14 protein-coding genes are annotated in these 15,235 nt (G+C 61.6%); 9 read left to right on the forward strand and 5 right to left on the reverse strand.

Translation table 11 applies throughout. From position 1 onward, the window contains the following. Positions 1-25 precede the first annotated feature (25 nt). Positions 26-1,309 carry a DUF763 domain-containing protein gene (locus IB265_RS26550; protein WP_057249763.1) on the forward strand — a complete coding sequence of 428 codons (1,284 nt, stop codon included), beginning with the start codon at positions 26-28 and terminating at the stop codon, positions 1,307-1,309. A gap of 159 nt (positions 1,310-1,468) precedes the next feature. Next, positions 1,469-1,663 (forward strand): hypothetical protein, encoded by a 195-nt coding sequence (locus tag IB265_RS26555; protein ID WP_057249919.1) that lies wholly within the window; start codon positions 1,469-1,471, stop codon positions 1,661-1,663. Between the two features lie 67 nt (positions 1,664-1,730). On the opposite strand, the gene IB265_RS26560 is transcribed toward IB265_RS26555, so the two are convergent. The 4 genes from IB265_RS26560 to IB265_RS26575 form a co-directional block, all read right to left on the reverse strand. Then, positions 1,731-2,201 carry an NUDIX hydrolase gene (locus IB265_RS26560; RefSeq protein ID WP_093235081.1) on the reverse strand — a complete coding sequence of 157 codons (471 nt, stop codon included), beginning with the start codon at positions 2,199-2,201 and terminating at the stop codon, positions 1,731-1,733. Between the two features lie 139 nt (positions 2,202-2,340). Beyond that, positions 2,341-3,381, reverse strand: a complete 1,041-nt coding sequence (locus IB265_RS26565) for a glutathione synthetase (RefSeq protein WP_058321895.1) — start codon at positions 3,379-3,381, stop codon at positions 2,341-2,343. Positions 3,382-3,483: 102 nt separating this feature from the next. After that, positions 3,484-5,313 carry an ABC transporter ATP-binding protein/permease gene (locus IB265_RS26570; protein ID WP_058327173.1) on the reverse strand — a complete coding sequence of 610 codons (1,830 nt, stop codon included), beginning with the start codon at positions 5,311-5,313 and terminating at the stop codon, positions 3,484-3,486. A gap of 579 nt (positions 5,314-5,892) precedes the next feature. Then, complete coding sequence (locus tag IB265_RS26575) at positions 5,893-7,377, reverse strand: PLP-dependent aminotransferase family protein (RefSeq protein ID WP_058327172.1); 1,485 nt, start codon at positions 7,375-7,377, stop codon at positions 5,893-5,895. A 225-nt stretch (positions 7,378-7,602) separates the two neighbouring features. On the opposite strand from IB265_RS26575, the gene IB265_RS26580 reads away from it, so the two are divergent. The 6 genes from IB265_RS26580 (at position 7,603) to IB265_RS26605 (ending at position 13,395) form a co-directional block, all read left to right on the forward strand. Next, positions 7,603-8,721: an ABC transporter substrate-binding protein gene (locus IB265_RS26580; protein ID WP_058327171.1), complete on the forward strand. Its 1,119-nt coding sequence runs from the start codon at positions 7,603-7,605 to the stop codon at positions 8,719-8,721. Positions 8,722-8,801: 80 nt separating this feature from the next. Beyond that, positions 8,802-9,686, forward strand: a complete 885-nt coding sequence (locus IB265_RS26585) for an ABC transporter permease subunit (RefSeq protein WP_058321892.1) — start codon at positions 8,802-8,804, stop codon at positions 9,684-9,686. Further along, positions 9,683-10,471: an ABC transporter permease gene (locus IB265_RS26590; protein ID WP_058321891.1), complete on the forward strand. Its 789-nt coding sequence runs from the start codon at positions 9,683-9,685 to the stop codon at positions 10,469-10,471. The genes IB265_RS26585 and IB265_RS26590 overlap by 4 nt, the downstream gene beginning before the upstream one ends. Before the next feature lie 2 nt (positions 10,472-10,473). Then, positions 10,474-11,532, forward strand: coding sequence for an ABC transporter ATP-binding protein (locus IB265_RS26595; protein WP_192495321.1), 1,059 nt, complete (start codon positions 10,474-10,476; stop codon positions 11,530-11,532). A 22-nt stretch (positions 11,533-11,554) separates the two neighbouring features. After that, complete coding sequence (locus IB265_RS26600; RefSeq protein ID WP_192495322.1) at positions 11,555-12,589, forward strand: sugar phosphate isomerase/epimerase; 1,035 nt, start codon at positions 11,555-11,557, stop codon at positions 12,587-12,589. Continuing rightward, entirely contained in the window at positions 12,586-13,395 is an 810-nt protein-coding gene (locus IB265_RS26605; RefSeq protein WP_058327168.1) for an inositol monophosphatase family protein, read from the forward strand. Before IB265_RS26600 ends, IB265_RS26605 begins: the two co-directional genes overlap by 4 nt. A gap of 17 nt (positions 13,396-13,412) precedes the next feature. Here IB265_RS26605 and IB265_RS26610 read toward each other — a convergent pair whose 3' ends face one another. Next, complete coding sequence (locus IB265_RS26610) at positions 13,413-14,342, reverse strand: LysR family transcriptional regulator (protein ID WP_058327167.1); 930 nt, start codon at positions 14,340-14,342, stop codon at positions 13,413-13,415. 236 nt (positions 14,343-14,578) lie between these two features. On the opposite strand from IB265_RS26610, the gene IB265_RS26615 reads away from it, so the two are divergent. Beyond that, positions 14,579-15,223, forward strand: a complete 645-nt coding sequence (locus IB265_RS26615) for a glutathione S-transferase family protein (protein WP_192495323.1) — start codon at positions 14,579-14,581, stop codon at positions 15,221-15,223. Positions 15,224-15,235 lie beyond the last annotated feature (12 nt).

Here is a 15,235-nt window from a genome sequence, read left to right on the forward strand (position 1 = left end):
CCATCTGCCGGTGTATAAGAGCCGGATGGTCCAGAGAGCAGGCAGTGCAGATCTTCCGCTTCACGGTGGCCGGGTTCCCCGGTGGCTTGGCGAGCGCATGACGAAACTTGGTGCGATCATCACCCAGGCGATCGTCATCGAATATGGTCGAGACGAGTTTCTTCGGCGGTTGGCACATCCGTTCTGGTTTCAGTCTTTCGGATGCGTCATGGGCATGGACTGGCACTCTTCCGGCATCACCACCAGCGTCATCGGCGCCCTGAAGCGTGGTTTGTCGCCTCTGTCAGGCGAACTCGGTATTCATGTCTGTGGCGGTCGAGGGCGGAATTCCCGGGAGACCCCCGGCGAGCTGATTGCAATTGGCGAGCGCGTGGGCCTCGATGGAAGTGGCCTGGCGACAACCAGCCGCCTCGTCGCAAAGGTCGACAGTGCAGCAGTTCAAGACGGCTTCGACCTTTACCTGCACGGTTTTATCGTCACCGACGACGGCAAATGGGTCATCGTGCAACAGGGCATGAACGGCGAAAAGCGGCAGGCCCGGCGCTACCATTGGCTTTCGGAGGGGATCACCAGCTTCGTGGATTCGCCCCACACGGCGATCGAAGGCGCGCGGCAGGGCGAGATCGTCAACCTTGCCGACCGCCGCGCCGCGGCCTCGCGCAATAGCCAGCTCGATCTTCTGGCTTCGCTGGGGCCGGATCGGATCGTCCGGGAGGTCGCAGCCATCGAGCCAAGGCGGGTGACCAAGCAAAGCGCGCAGCCAATGCTGCCGCATCTGATTATGCCTGAACATCACGACGTGCGCGAAGAAGACGTCAATATGAAACGCCTGCATGCCACGCTCGCTGCGGCCGCCGACCGTGGCCCAGAGGATTTCGAGCATCTCCTGCTGGTGCCGGGCGTTGGGGCGCGCACCGTCAAGGCGCTGGCGATGGTGGCCGAAGTGGTGCACGGTGCGCCATGCCGGTTCGCCGATCCGGCGCGCTTCTCGCTCGCCCACGGCGGCAAGGATCGCCACCCGTTCCCGGTTCCACTGAAAGTCTACGACGAGACGATCCGGGTGATGAAGTCCGCCGTGTCGAAAGCGAAGCTCGGTCGTGACGAAGAGATGCAGGTTCTCAAGCGCCTCGACGATCAGGCTCGCCAGTTCGAGAGATACGTGACCGGCCCGGATCTCAAGGAGATCGTGGCCGGCGAGTTTCGACAATCGCAAGAGTTCGGCGGTCGCAGCGTCTTTGGCTGGGAAGGGCCGGAAGAACCGTCGAGAGATGCAGGGCGGTCACGCCGTCAAGGCAACCGCGACCGGTAGGCGGCTCAATGCGACCGCAAGGCGTTGCAGCGAATCTCTTTCTTTGATCTCTTCGAGGAGTTCTCGCCGGAACTCAAACCTCCTCCCAAGGGTTGGAAGGTCGTGCGAACAAGCTTGCGAGGGCTAACCAGCAGAATCCACGTCAAGAGGAGTCTCGCGATGGAAGAACTGCAGAGCATCACGGTATCTGAGGAACGGCTCGAGGATTGCCGGGACGTCGTTGAACTTGACCTCCAGCTTTTGATCCGCGAGACGATCGACTCCGGGTTTTCGGTGGAGGAGGTGTTGATCGCGATCAGTGAGCTGGTGGCGGAGGATTTCGCCCACGCCGTCAAGGTCGCCAGCGTCCACTAGAGCATCCCGCATTCAAGTGGAATCACTTGAAGCGGAAAGATGCTCTGGAAACCAAACGCGCGGGGCTCTAGGGAACGCGTTGCTGTCCGAAACGGAGTATCCGGTCGCGCAGCGAAGGCTCGGCGACACGCTTCGCCGCTTCCCGATAGTCGAACCAGGCGAGCTTTCGCTCTCCCTTCTCGGGGAATTTCCCGCGCATGCGCGTGACTTCCAGGGGGTGGAGTTGAACCCTGCAGGAGATCTTGAGCCCATGGTCCAGCCTCTTCTTGTAGAAGTAGTGGCCGAAAGGAAACCTCTGGCAGGTGCCCTTCACGCCAGCCTCTTCAAAGGCTTCTCTCGCAGCCACCTCATGCGCGCGCTTTCCTTTCATCGGCCAGCCCTTGGGAATGACCCAGCGTCCGGTGTCCCGGCTGGTAATGAGAAGGATCTCCAGTGTGTTGTCTTTGCGAAAGCGATAACACAAGGCCGCGTACTGCATGCGCGGCGGCCGGCGAAGCATCAACTGCACGTCAGAGACAATCTGGTGTAGAAAATTCACAGAAACGCTATCTCCTTTGTCGCCCTATGCGGCAAACGGGCTCTGCCTGCCACTCGCGGACAGTAACATCCGGATCGGCGGTTCTGTTCCGTCAACACATTGCGCGAAAGTGGAGCGCGCGACGGATTGGGCCGCCAATTCAAAGCGTCGACAGGATCCGATTGCTGAGTGATCCCCGATAGGTCTTTTTGATGTCCACCTTGTTTTCCAGCGAGTCCAGGATCTCATCGCAGAAATCGATGTCGTGGAGTTCGCGAATGGTCTGGAGGCCGCCAGGCGTGAATACGTTGATCTCGAGAAGCTTGTCGCCGACGATATCAAGGCCGACCAGGAACATGCCGTCTTCAACGAGCTTCGGCCGTAGCGTCTCGGCGATCGCCAGCATCTCCTTCGTAACGTTGGCCGGCTTTGGAGTGCCGCTTGCGTGGATGTTGGAGCGGACGTCTCCCTTGGGCGGCACGCGTCTGAACGCAGCATAGACGTCGCCCCTGTGCAGCGGTCGTCCGTTCATCAGGAACAACCGCGTATCGCCGTCCGACGCCTTCGGAAGGTAGCTCTGCACGATAAGATAGCCGACGACGCCGACAGCCTCGACAATTTGGGTAAGATTGCCCTCCGTGCTGGTACCCACCCGGAAGACGTTTCGACCGCCAGAACCCTGCAACGGTTTGATGATCACCCCCTCGGAGTGGCTGTCAATGAACGTACGGATTTCATCGATGTCCTTGGAGATCAAGGTTGTCGGGCGAACGGTCACCGGGAAATCCTGGAAGTAGAGCTTGTCCTGGGCCAATGCCAAGCCGCAGGGATCGTTGACAACGATCGTACCGCGCTCCGCGGCGAGACGGCCGAAATTCGCCCCGGCGTGAGATGCCCAGGGTCGGTTTTCGGCGTCCTCCGACGGATCGTTGCGAAGCAGCAGAACGTCCACTTCTTCGACGTTGACGATGGTTTTGTCGGCGTCCGTAAGTGCTCGCAAGAGCGTCTCGGGCTTCTTCGGTCGCGTGCCGACGAAACCGGCCGCCCGTATCATCAGTGTATCGTCAGGGCGCAGGATAAAATCACCAGGCGTGACGTAAAGAACCTCGTGTCCGCGAGAGAGCGCGGCAAGCGCCAATGCGGTCGTCGTATAGGCCGGCGCTTCGGTTTCGAGTGCGTTGACAAGGAGGGCAATACGCATTGGGGCTCCTAGCTTCGGGGGAATTTGATCGCTGTTCACGCCGCGTCACAAAATGAATGCGCGGCACATGACCCAAGAAATAGGGCGGGCCGCCGGTGGCAGCTACTCCTGCGTATCGCGCCAGTCGGTAATTGGCGTTTTCGTCGCGATGCCGTTGTCGATGGTGAGCACGCTATCGAAGAAATCGACCCCGCTTTCTGACTGGATCGACGAGGTGTCGTGCATAACGGCGATCACCGTCGCCTCCGGGCAATGGCCCTTGATCGATTGATGGAACGCCCGAACCGCGTCGCTATCAAGGGCGCTTGTCGCCTCGTCGAGGAAGAGCAGGCCTGGCCTTAATAGCAGGATTCTCGCAAGGACCAGTTTCTGCTTCTCGCCTCCCGACAGAAGCTTGTCCCAGTTCTGCCCATCGCGACCATCGCTCGAAAGCCCTTCCGTAATTTCTTCGAGCCCGGCTTCCTCCAACGCCGATACGACAGAGGCGACGTCATGGGCGTCAGCCTCATCCGGCAGGCAGACGAGATCCTTCAGGCAAACACCCTGGAGCTTGACGTCCTGGGCAGCGTAGAGGCTTCGCACGTTCTCCGGCGTCGTGATCGTGCCGCGTCCGTGTGCCCACAGACCGTTGATTGCCTTCAGAAGCGAAGTCTTGCCGCTTCCAGATTCACCGACCACCAAGGTCCACTCTCCGGGAAGGAAATTCAGTTCGTCAGCGGTCAGGAAAGCCTGGTCATCGCCGGCATGCATGAGCTCGACCGCTTGGATCGTAAGTCCGCGCGCGGTGTCCTGGGTCTTGTACTCGAACACCGAGGGGCCGCTGCGAGCATAGTAATCCTGCGGCTGCTGCACCGCTTCTATTGCTTGGGCAAGCTCGGTGATCCGGTGTGCATTCGCCCTGAGCGTCGCGATGTCGGGCATCGCATGGATGAACCACGAGCATTCGTTGATCAGAGCCGTCGCCAGCTCGGCGCCGGTGACATAGTCCTGCAGGCTGATCGTTTTGTCGACGTAGGGGAGTAGCCCTGGCGCATAGGCAACGATGCGTGAGCCGAGGAAATTATGCACCAGCTCGAAGCCCATGTAGCCGGCGGTCACGCGGTTGAGCCTCGTCCAGGTGTGGTCGATCTCGCGATATCGGCGCCCGTTGATGGCCTTCTGCGCCGGTTCGCCCTTGATGACCGCAACATGAAAACTACGGTGCAACAATTGGTTCAATTCGCTGCGATAGCTGCCCTCGGCCGATTGAATGCGTGTGGACAGGCCCTGCAGGACACTGCCGAGTTTGGCTGCGATGAACGTATTGAGCGGCACGTAGATCGCGATCGCCAGAAACATCAGGCAGGCGCTGCCGTAGCTGCCGAGCAGATCAAGCCCCCTGACGGGGCTCGATGTTTCGATCAGTTTGCTCCCGACGAAGCCAAGCGACAGCACGACGCCGGCGATGCCCACGCCAAGACCGATGGCACCTCCTGTCATGCCCTTTATGGCTTCCTGTACCCTCTGGTCGATGTTGTCGGGCGACGAGCTCTCGCCTTCGGTCGCGGCGCCAAATCCGTTCTGCTGAAGGTGGAAATGGGTATGGTTGGAATCGAGCAGCGCCTGGTTGAAGCGTTCATCCAGCCACTGGCGCCATTTCCGGTGGAGTGTGGTCGAGAAGAAATGGCGGACCGCAGTGAACCCGGCATCCCTGATGATCGCGATCGCCGCGAGCGTTGCCGCGGTGATCAGGAGCGACGAAGGCGTGGTGGGCACGGTGGGGTGGTGAAAGTTGGCGATCCGATTGACGAGCTCGCCGGACGTCAGGGCGAAGTAGACGCTTGCTTGCGCCGACAATCCGGTGAGCAGCAGGATGAGAAAGGTTAAGCCCCATGCCTCGCGCCAACGTTCGGAGAGCCAGTAGGCCAGCAACAGGCCCCAGAAGCTGCGCATGGAGGAAACAGGGCTGCTCCGGCGCGGTCGTTCCCGGCCGAGGGTCCATTTGACCAGTGCTGCTGTTCGTTGTGCGTTGCTGCGCACGACCTCACTTAAAGCCATCTCCATGAACTGGGGCGAGGATCGGGCTTGTCAAATCCGAAGAATGCAGCGGCAGAGGGATCAGGGTCCTTGCCAGTTGCCGATGCCCTTTTGTCTCCGAGGCTTAAGCGTCGGAGATTGAAATGCCGTCGCGGTCAATTTTGCGGGTTCACGCTCATCGGTTCCGATCGCCTGGAGGGCTGCTGCGAGCAATCCGTCGCGGAGAGCGACGCTTCGCCGTCGCCTGGTGAGCCGCCACTTCCCTTTGTCGGGCCTCTGGCGGCCTCGAAGCATTGCGCCTCAAACGAAATTGAACTCCAGGTGGTGAGCGATGTGGAACATGTCCGCGAAGGTCATGCGCTCCGGGGCGCGCAGCCGAAGCCGGCCACTGTGCATCCATTCGTCCGCGTAGCGACCGGGCAGGAAGTCGTATAGGCACCTGACAGAAGCAGTTTGGCGGTCGAGAGGCTCCTCGCCTCCGCTCCCGATGTTGGCTTACGTTCGGGCGATCGCTTCGGCCAGCCGAAGAAGAAGAGGTCTCATCCGATCCGCCGGAACACCGGCATAGCCGAGAATGAGCGCAGCCGGCTGAGGCGTCGCGATCGTGTAGTCCGACAGCGGATAGCATTGCAGTCCCGCATCGAGCACGGCGCGGTGCGAGGCCTGGTCTTCACGACCGTCTTGCAGCCAAGCGAGTGCGTTGAGCCCGCTTTCGGAACAGTCAACGCGGGCAAGTCCTGCAAGGACGTCCCGCCCGGCTTGCATGAACGCCTCGCGGCGCTCGGCATAAAGGCCACGCATGCGGCGCAGATGACTGGCAAAATGTCCGCCGCCGATGAACTCGGCGAGCGCGAGCTGGGTTTCGACCGGCACGCTGCGATGGATCAGTGCCGACAGGTTGCGGAAAGCACCGATCAGTTGCGGTGGCAAGACGAGATAGCCGATACGCAGACCCGGATAGAGCGCTTTGCTGAAGCTGCCGGCATAGATCACGCGTCCGTTGCTGTCGATGGAGCGCATGGAGGGAAGCGGCGCGCCGTCATAACGGAATTCGCTGTCGTAATCGTCCTCGATGATCCAGGTATCGTTTGCTCGCGCCCATTCGAGGAGGGCAAGCCGGCGCGGCAGCGACAGTGTGACACCGAGCGGGTGGTGGCGCGATGGCATGACGAAGGCGAGCCGCGCATCGGGATAACGAGCCATGGCTCCTTCGACATCCAAACCGTCTGCGTCGACATTCGTTGGGCACAGCCGCAGCTCGAGCGTGCGGAACAGGTTGCTGGTGGTGACGGGCCCCGGGTTTTCGAACCATATCCCGTCGCCAGGATCGGCGAGCGCCAGGACTGCGAGCGTGAAGGCGGCATGCCCGCCCGGCGTGATGACGATCTGCTCGGGATCGCAGGGATCGCGCCGATGCAGGGCCAGATATTCGGCAATCCTCTGCCGCAGAACCAACTCGCCCGCAACGTCGCCATAGCCCATGGCCACGGCCTTGCCGCCGCGCGTCACCGAATTCCAGCATTTCCGCCAGACGGCAAAGGGAAACCGATCGAGCGCCGGACGGTTGGGGAGGAAAGGCCTGTCTTCCATCTGGCCGATATCGGCTGACATCCGGCGTGACAGCTCGCCAATACGCGACAGGCGCGGCGGTGCAGTCTCTGCGGCATCCCGCGGAGTTGGGGTGAACCGGTGTTTCGCGGATTGGCGGGGCAAGGCCGCCGACACGAAGGTGCCGGCTCCCTGTCGGGCTTCCAGATAGCCCTCTGCTTTCAGGTTATCGAGCACTCGCACCAAGGTCTGGCGCGACAGGCCCAACTCCCCGGCAAGGATGCGGCTCGCAGGCAGGCGTGTTCCGGCACGCAGGTGTCCCTTGAGGATCGCCATGCGCAACTGATCCTGCACCTGGCGGAATTTCGGCAGGGCGATCGCGGCATCGAGGCGAAGGAAAGGCAGGATCGGGCCTTCAAGCTGTTTGACCACCGATGCATCTCCAAAATTGGTACAGTCAATTTCACCATAATGGACGTTTATTTGTTGTCCAATTGTTACATCCTGTCCCTACACGAAAACGCACCGATGCAGCCCTCCGCAGGACGCAGACAAGGTGCGGGGGAACCGGAACTGACGGCGGTGCCGACGACCGGATGCAAGGACAGAAGTAGCCATCGCCCACGATCCGTCGCAGACGGTCAACAGGAGGAAACCATGAAGAGACTTCTATCGCGCGCAACGAGCCGCGCCTTCATCTCCACCCTTGCCCTGGCCGCGGCGCTGCCGGGTATCGCCCGCGCCGAGGCTTCGCAAGAACTCGTGGCAGCCGCCACCAAGGAAGGCACGCTGACAGTCATCGCGCTGCCCCATGACTGGTGCAACTACGGAGAGGTTATCGCCGACTTCAAGGCGAAATATCCGGGCATCGAGGTCAACGAGCTGAACCCCGATGCCGGCACGGCCGATGAGCTGGAAGCGATCCGGGCGAACAAGGGCAATACGGGCTCGCAGGCACCAGACGTCGTCGATCTCGGCCTGGCCTTTGCGCCGGCCGCCGCGCAGGAGGGCCTGCTTCAACCATACAAGGTGGCGACCTGGGACGAAATCCCTGACAACATCAAGGACGAGAAGGGCTATTGGTACGGCGACTACTACGGCGTCATGGCATTCGGTGTGAACAAGGACCTGCTTGAGTCCGCACCGGCCGACTGGTCGGATCTGTCGAAGTCCGAATACTCCGGGGCCGTGGCGCTGACCGGCGACCCGCGGTCCTCGGCGCAGGCGATCCTGGCGCTGATGTCGGCAGGCATCGCGCGAGGCGCCAAGCCTGGAGCGGAATCCGGCGGCAAGGGCCTTGAGCTTTTTGCCGAACTGAACAAGTCCGGCAACTTCGTGCCAGTGCTCGGCAAGGCCGGCACGATCGCACAGGGGCAAACGCCGATTGTCGCTGCCTGGGACTACAATCTGCTGGCCTGGCGCGACGCGCTGAACGGCAATCCGCCGATGGACGTGGTCGTGCCGGCAAGCGGAGTCGTCGCCGGCGTCTATGTGCAGGCGATCTCGGCCTATGCGCCGCACCCGAACGCCGCCAAGCTCTGGATGGAATATCTCTATTCCGACGAGGGTCAGACCGCCTGGCTGAAGGGCTACTGCCACCCCGCGCGTTTCAACGCCATGCTGAAGGCCGGCAAGTTCCCGCAGGAGCTGCTCGACAAGCTGCCGCCGGCCGAAGCCTATGAAAAGGCAATCTTCCCGACAGTCGATGAACTTTCCGCCAACAAGACCGCGGTGGTCGAGGGCTGGGACAAGGTGGTCGGCGCCAACGTGAAATAACTCTCCCGGTCGGCGGGAGGCTTACCTGTCAGGAGGCCTCTTGCCAGCCTTTGGCGCAATTTATTCCAGGGACAAATCCGATGACGACAAGCGTCGCATCCCTGCCGGCGGCCTTCAAGCCGCGGCAGGTCCTCAGCTGGCTCGGGGTTGCCCCTTTCTTCCTCTTTGCCACGCTCTTCCTCATCCTACCCACTCTCAACATCGTGCTTGGCGCGTTCCGCAACGCTGAGGGACAGGTGACGCTTGAGAACCTTGGCAAGCTTCTGGCGCCCTCGATACGGTCGGCCTTCTGGATTTCGATCGAGCTCAGCCTGCTGACCGCAGTACTTGGATGTCTTTTCGGTTTCCTGATCGCTGCCGCCATCACCCTCGGTGGCCTTCCGCGCCCGTTGCGCAATGCCATCCTCACTTTCTCGGGCGTCGCCTCGAATTTTGCCGGTGTGCCACTCGCCTTCGCCTTTATCGCAACACTCGGCCGCCTCGGTTTCGTGACCATGCTGTTGCGCCATTGGTTCGGCATCAATCTTTACGGGGCCGGCTTCAACATCGTCTCGTTTCTCGGGCTGGCACTTACCTATCTCTATTTCCAGATTCCGCTGATGGTGCTGATCATCACGCCAGCACTGGAGGGGCTGCGGCGCGAATGGCGGGAGGCGGCGGAAAGCCTTGGCGCCAGCGGTTTTCAATACTGGCGACTGGTGGCGTTGCCGGTGCTGTGGCCCTCGCTTCTCGGCACGCTCGCTCTGCTTTTTGCCAATGCCTTTGGTGCTGTTGCGACCGCAATCGCACTGACCGGCTCATCACTCTCGATCGCGCCGATCGTACTGTTTGCGCAGATCCGCGGCGACGTGCTCAACGATCCGCATCTGGGCTACGCCATCGCCTTTGCCATGATCCTGCTGACCGCCATTGCCAACGCGATCTACATCCTCCTGCGCATGCGTGCGGAAAGGTGGGTCAAATGACGGAGAGACGCCTCTGGTCCTGGCTCGCCGTCGCCTTGGGCGGGCTCTACTTCCTGCTGCCGCTCGTCGGCATGTTCGATTTTTCCATGCGCATGCAGCGCGATGGCTACAGCTTCGAAGCCTATCGTGTCGTGCTGGCCGATCCGCAATTCCAGCAGACCTTTGGCTATTCGGTGGTGTTGGCACTGCTGACGATTGCACTCGGCATCCTGATCGTGGTCCCGACCGCCTATTTCGTGCGGCTGCGTTTTCCCGGGTTGCGCCCGATCGTCGAGTTCCTGACGCTGCTGCCGCTGGTCATTCCGCCGATCGTCATCGTCTTCGGCTATATCCGCATCTACAACACGTCCTCGGCCCTGCCGCTGACGGGAAGCTGGTGGGGCACCAACCTCCTGCTTCTGTTCGGCTATGCGACGTTGTCGCTACCTTACATGTATCGCTCGGTGGACACGGGCCTTCGCACCATCGATATCGGCAGCCTGACGGAGGCGGCACAGAGCCTTGGGGCCGGTTGGGCGCGCATTCTCGCCGTCGTCATCCTGCCGAACGTCTTCGTCTCGGTACTCTCAGGGGCTTTTCTGACCTTCGCGATCGTCATCGGTGAATATGTTTTCGCCGCGTTGCTCAACGTCGGGTCCTTCGGTCCGTACATGGTCTGGATGGGCGGCAACCGCGCCTACGAGCCGTCGGCGCTCGCGGTGGTGGCCTTTGCCATTACCTGGGCCTGCATGGGGCTGATCCAGCTTTTCACCCGCTTTTCCAAATTCTCTACCGTGAGGCGTTGACCATGGCCTTTTTCGACATCCTTCATCTGGAAAAGTCCTTCGGCGCGCAGCGCGTCGTCAAGGATTTCAATCTCAATATCGAGAAGGGCGAATTCATCTCCTTCCTCGGGCCCTCCGGCTGCGGCAAGACCACGGTCCTGCGTATGGTCGCCGGCTTCGAGACGCCGACGTCCGGCGCGATTTGCATCGACGGGCGCGATGTAAGCGGCTTGGCTGCCAACCGTCGCAACATTGGGATGGTGTTCCAGGCCTATGCACTTTTTCCCAATCTTACGGTTGAGCAGAACATCGGGTTCGGCCTGCGAATAAAGGGCGAGGGAAAGGCAGCGATCAGCGCGCGTGTTGGTGAAATGTTGGAGCTGGTCGGCCTGCCGAAACTCGGCGAGCGCTACCCGTTCCAGCTTTCCGGCGGCCAGCAGCAGCGGGTGGCCTTGGCGCGTGCGCTCGCAATCCGGCCGCAGGTTCTGCTGCTTGATGAACCTCTATCGGCCCTTGACGCGAAGATACGCACGAGCCTGCGGGAGGAGATCCGCCGTATCCAGCGTGAGCTCGGCATCACCACCATCTTCGTGACGCACGATCAGGAAGAGGCGCTGTCGATGTCGGACCGCGTAGTGGTCATGCATCAAGGCATAGCCGATCAGGTCGGCACGCCATTTGAAATCTACAATCGGCCGGCGACGCGTTTCGTGGCGCAGTTCGTTGGGACACTCAATCTTCTCGACGCCCGCCTCCTCGACGCAGCCGCGGGGCGGGTAGGGCTGGGGGATATCCCGGTGGCGCTGAACCGGGAACTGCCCGGCCGGGCTGGTGACCGGTTGAGCCTGGCGCTCCGGCCGGAAACAGTGGTGCTGGGGCGAAAAGACGAGGGCAGCGTCGTTCTCTCCGGCCATATTGCGGAGGTGCATTTCCTGGGGTCTGTGATCCGCATCCGTGTCGCGGTTGCCGGTCAGTTCGTCTCGCTCGACACCTTCAACCAACCCGACACGCCGCCGCCTTCGGTCGGCACCCCGGTCGAGGTCAGCATTTCTGATCGTGACCTGCTCGTTCTTGCCGCCTGACGAAGCTCGTGAAGGAACCGGGATGGTGACCGATATGCCATGGGAAATGACGCATCGTCCGAACTGGAGGCAGAGGATAGAGGGGCTGTCGGCCGAAAGTCGCGCGCGGCTCGCTGCGCGGGCACGACGCGCGCCGCTGTTTGCCCATGCCTATGCCTTTCACCTGAACTTCCGCTTTGGCGGCATGAAACCCTTGGATCTAGTTGAATTCGCGAGAGAGCAGCGTCTCGCGGGCCTCAAGATTCATGTCGAGGACGGCGAGCAGGCAAGTCTCGCCAGAATGCCGGACGAGGCGTTGAGCGCCTTTGGCGCGGCGGTGAGCGGGTTCAATCTGGAGCTGCATGTCGAGACCAGCACGACGGAACTTGCCGGGCTCTCGGATGCGGTGCGCATCGCGCTCTTGACCGGAGCCACCTCGCTTCGCTGCTACCCGCGTTACGAAGGGCGGGTTTCTGAGATCGTTGCGTGGACGATCGCAGATCTCAAGCGGCTTGAGGTACTCGATCCTGAAGGCAGGCTCCGGTTCACGCTTGAACAGCATGAGGATCTAAAATCAGCAGAGTTGATCCAAATCATCGAGGCGGTCGCTAACCCGCGCCTCAGCCTCCTGTTCGATTTCGGCAACATGATCAATGCGTTCGAAGCGCCGATGTCGGCCCTGGCAGCGCAGGCGCCATACATCACCGAGGTACATGTCAAGGACTGCCTCGTGCGGGCGGACCGCGGGGGTTGGGCGCATCTCGCCTGCCTGTCTGGAAACGGCGATTTGCCGATGCTCGCGATGTTGGTGGAACTCTTGCTGCTTGGCGGCGACAGGCCCCAGGTCCTGGCCTTCGGGCTGGAAGAGGAGGAGGGCTACTTCGCGCCTGCACTCCGCTTTGCTTCCGAGGCCGGGGACCCGTTCATTCCCGCCCGCTCGCCAAGCTTCACGACGATCGGAACGGGCAATCAGGAGACGCGGCTGCGCCAGGAGATAGCGGCCGCCCACAGGCAGGTCGAAACCGTCCGAAGCCTGTTGCAGAAAATCATAACCCAAGCTGAGAAGGTCCAAGAATGACGGCCGAACACGTCTGCCCGCCGGCGTTTCTGGCATTCGCCCACGAACTGGCCGATGCCGCCGCCACCGTTATACGCCCCTATTTCCGCCAACGGCTGGAGATCTCAGCCAAAGCGGACAGCAGTCCCGTTACTGAAGCCGATCGCCTTGCCGAAATGACGATGCGACAGATGATCGAGATGCGCTTTCCTGACCACGGCGTTCGTGGCGAGGAGTTTGGCGTTTCCAACGCGGATGCGGAATGGGCTTGGGTGCTCGATCCGATTGACGGCACGAAGTCTTTTGCTTCCGGCTCGCTGGCTTTCGGTACCCAAATCGCTCTCCTGCATCAGGGCACGCCGCTCCTTGGCATCATCGATCAGCCGGTAACAAACGAACGCTGGGTTGGCCAGCGCGGATGCCCGACCCTCTTCAACGGTGTACCGGTCCAAACGAGCGATACGGCCCGCCTCAAGGAGGCGATCGTCTATACGTCGGCCCTTGAGCAGTTCGATCTCGATGCCAGAGAGCGCTTCTCGCGCCTGGCCGCCGGCGCGCGTTTCACGCGCATGTCGCATGATTGCTACGCTGCCGGCCTGCTCGCGCTTGGTAGCGTTGACCTCCTGGTCGAGAGCAACGTGTTCGATTACGACATCCTTCCGCAGATACCCATCATCGAAGGGGCGGGCGGTATCGTTACGGACTGGGAGGGCCACCCACTGGCTGACACACACAGGTACGAGACAGTCCTCATGGCAGCAAACGAGACGCTCCATGCCGAAGCGCTCGGTCGGTTAAAGCGCGGGAAGTACCCGGCAGTGGACTAGTGGGCCAGTCGCATTTTCTAACGAGAGGGGTCGGAGGGATGATGCCCTTCGAATAGCGGGCGATGTTTCGTGAGCGCCTGACTTGCAAACTCGGTAAAGGCGCTGACACGGGCCGTGCGGCGCAGATCCTCGTGGGTGAGAAGCCAGAGTTCCCTCGTCATTTCAGCAACCGGCGGGCCGATGCGCATCAGGCCGGACGTCGTATCGCCGAGATAGCAAGGGAGAGCGGTAAGCCCGATGCCGGCTGCTGCCGCTTCGCGCGCGGTAACCAGCGAGTCACAGCGCAGCACCGCTGGCACCGGCAGCGTCGCGCGCATCCATCGTGCGACGCTTGTGGAAGCAAGCGCATCGCCGAGCCCAACCCAGCGTTCCCTCGCGAAGTCGATCTCGTCGACTGATGCCAAGCCGCGTTCGTGCAGGTAGGAAGGTGCCGCATAAACGGCGAAGGCAACACTCGCGATCCGGCGGCCAACGAGAGCGTCGGGGGAATCGACGGCTGGGCGAATGGCGACGTCCGCGTCGCGGTGGGAGAGATTTGCCAGGGCATTCGACGTGCTCACCTCAAGCAGGACGCCGGGGTGGCGCTGCTGGAAGGCAGCCAGTATCGACGGCAAAATCGAAGCCATGAGGGTATCGGTGGTGGTGATCCGCAGGCTGCCTTCCAGACGCAGATCTTGTCCCGTCAGGCGCCGTTCGAGTTCAGTGACCGTTTCGGCCATCTGCCGCGCCACCGCGAGCAGTTCCTCGCCCCCGGCAGTCAGCGTGTAGCCGGACGGGAGGCGATCAAACAGCCGAACACCCAATTTCTGTTCGAACGATCCGACGCGGCGGAGCACGGTGGTGTGATTGACGCCGAGCGCGCGGGCGGCAGCGGCAAGAGAATTCGCCTCCGCGACCGCCAGGACAAAGCGGAGATCTTCCCAGTCGATTTGGTGGTGGCTGTGCATGATTGCGCAAACTTACAACAGGGAAGCGGACCGGGCGAGCGAAGTTGCAGTGCTGTCCCCGTCATTCTCGGTCGGGAAAGCCGATCTCGATCAGGCGTCTTGGTGTTTGGTCGGCGCGTTGTGGTGGATGTGCAAATATGCAGTGTTAAGCGGCAAAGACACAGATCGCACTGCGAGAAAGCACGGTCTAACTAAATAACCACGATCGGGCGGGCCGGTCGATGGAGACACGCAGGATGACCCCCATCCAACTTTACACCTACCAGACGCCGAATGGTCACAAGGTCTCGATCATGCTGGAGGAGACCGGACTGCCCTATGATGTTCACGTCATCGACATCGAGGCCGGCGAGCAGAGGACATCGGAGTTGCTGGCCCTCAATCCCAACAACAAGATACCGGTTATCGTCGATCCGGATCAGGATCGCACCGTCTTCGAATCGGGCGCGATTCTGCCCTATCTCGCCGCGCGATCCGGTGTGCTCTTGCCCGGCTCCGATGCCGAGCGCATCCAGGCGCAAAGCTGGACTTTGTTTCAGGCAGCCCATGTCGGCCCGACATTGGGTCAGCTCTGGAACTACAAGGTCTTTGCACCGGAGAAGATCCCCTATGTCATCGGCCGCTTCGAGGCGGAAGCAAACCGTGTCTACCGGGTGCTCGAAGGGCAACTGGCGCGCTACTCCCACATCTCGGGTGAGGCATACGGCATTGCCGATGTGATGACCTGGCCATGGATCCATGCCGGTCTCACCAAGCTCGGCCTCACGCTCGACGCAACGCCCCAACTCGCCCGGTGGTACATGGCGGTCGGTGCCCGCCCGGCTGTGCTGCGCGGACTTGTCGTCCCGCGGCTGCCGGTCCGCGAGAGCATCAGCGCCTAATCCTTTCTCCCT

Source organism: Ensifer sp. ENS10 (assembly GCF_014852025.1).
GTDB lineage: Bacteria > Pseudomonadota > Alphaproteobacteria > Rhizobiales > Rhizobiaceae > Ensifer.

Excerpts from the sequence above, each read along its gene's own strand:
- IB265_RS26570 (WP_058327173.1), bottom strand. The coding sequence starts at position 5,313 with ATGCGCAGCTTCTGGGGCCTGTTGCTGGCCTACTGGCTCTCCGAACGT.
- IB265_RS26600 (WP_192495322.1), top strand. The coding sequence starts at position 11,555 with ATGGTGACCGATATGCCATGGGAAATGACGCATCGTCCGAACTGGAGG.
- IB265_RS26605 (WP_058327168.1), top strand. The coding sequence starts at position 12,586 with ATGACGGCCGAACACGTCTGCCCGCCGGCGTTTCTGGCATTCGCCCAC.
- IB265_RS26585 (WP_058321892.1), top strand. The coding sequence starts at position 8,802 with ATGACGACAAGCGTCGCATCCCTGCCGGCGGCCTTCAAGCCGCGGCAG.
- IB265_RS26550 (WP_057249763.1), top strand. The coding sequence starts at position 26 with ATGGTCCAGAGAGCAGGCAGTGCAGATCTTCCGCTTCACGGTGGCCGG.
- IB265_RS26565 (WP_058321895.1), bottom strand. The coding sequence starts at position 3,381 with ATGCGTATTGCCCTCCTTGTCAACGCACTCGAAACCGAAGCGCCGGCC.
- IB265_RS26580 (WP_058327171.1), top strand. The coding sequence starts at position 7,603 with ATGAAGAGACTTCTATCGCGCGCAACGAGCCGCGCCTTCATCTCCACC.
- IB265_RS26590 (WP_058321891.1), top strand. The coding sequence starts at position 9,683 with ATGACGGAGAGACGCCTCTGGTCCTGGCTCGCCGTCGCCTTGGGCGGG.
- IB265_RS26555 (WP_057249919.1), top strand. The coding sequence starts at position 1,469 with ATGGAAGAACTGCAGAGCATCACGGTATCTGAGGAACGGCTCGAGGAT.
- IB265_RS26595 (WP_192495321.1), top strand. The coding sequence starts at position 10,474 with ATGGCCTTTTTCGACATCCTTCATCTGGAAAAGTCCTTCGGCGCGCAG.
- IB265_RS26615 (WP_192495323.1), top strand. The coding sequence starts at position 14,579 with ATGACCCCCATCCAACTTTACACCTACCAGACGCCGAATGGTCACAAG.
- IB265_RS26610 (WP_058327167.1), bottom strand. The coding sequence starts at position 14,342 with ATGCACAGCCACCACCAAATCGACTGGGAAGATCTCCGCTTTGTCCTG.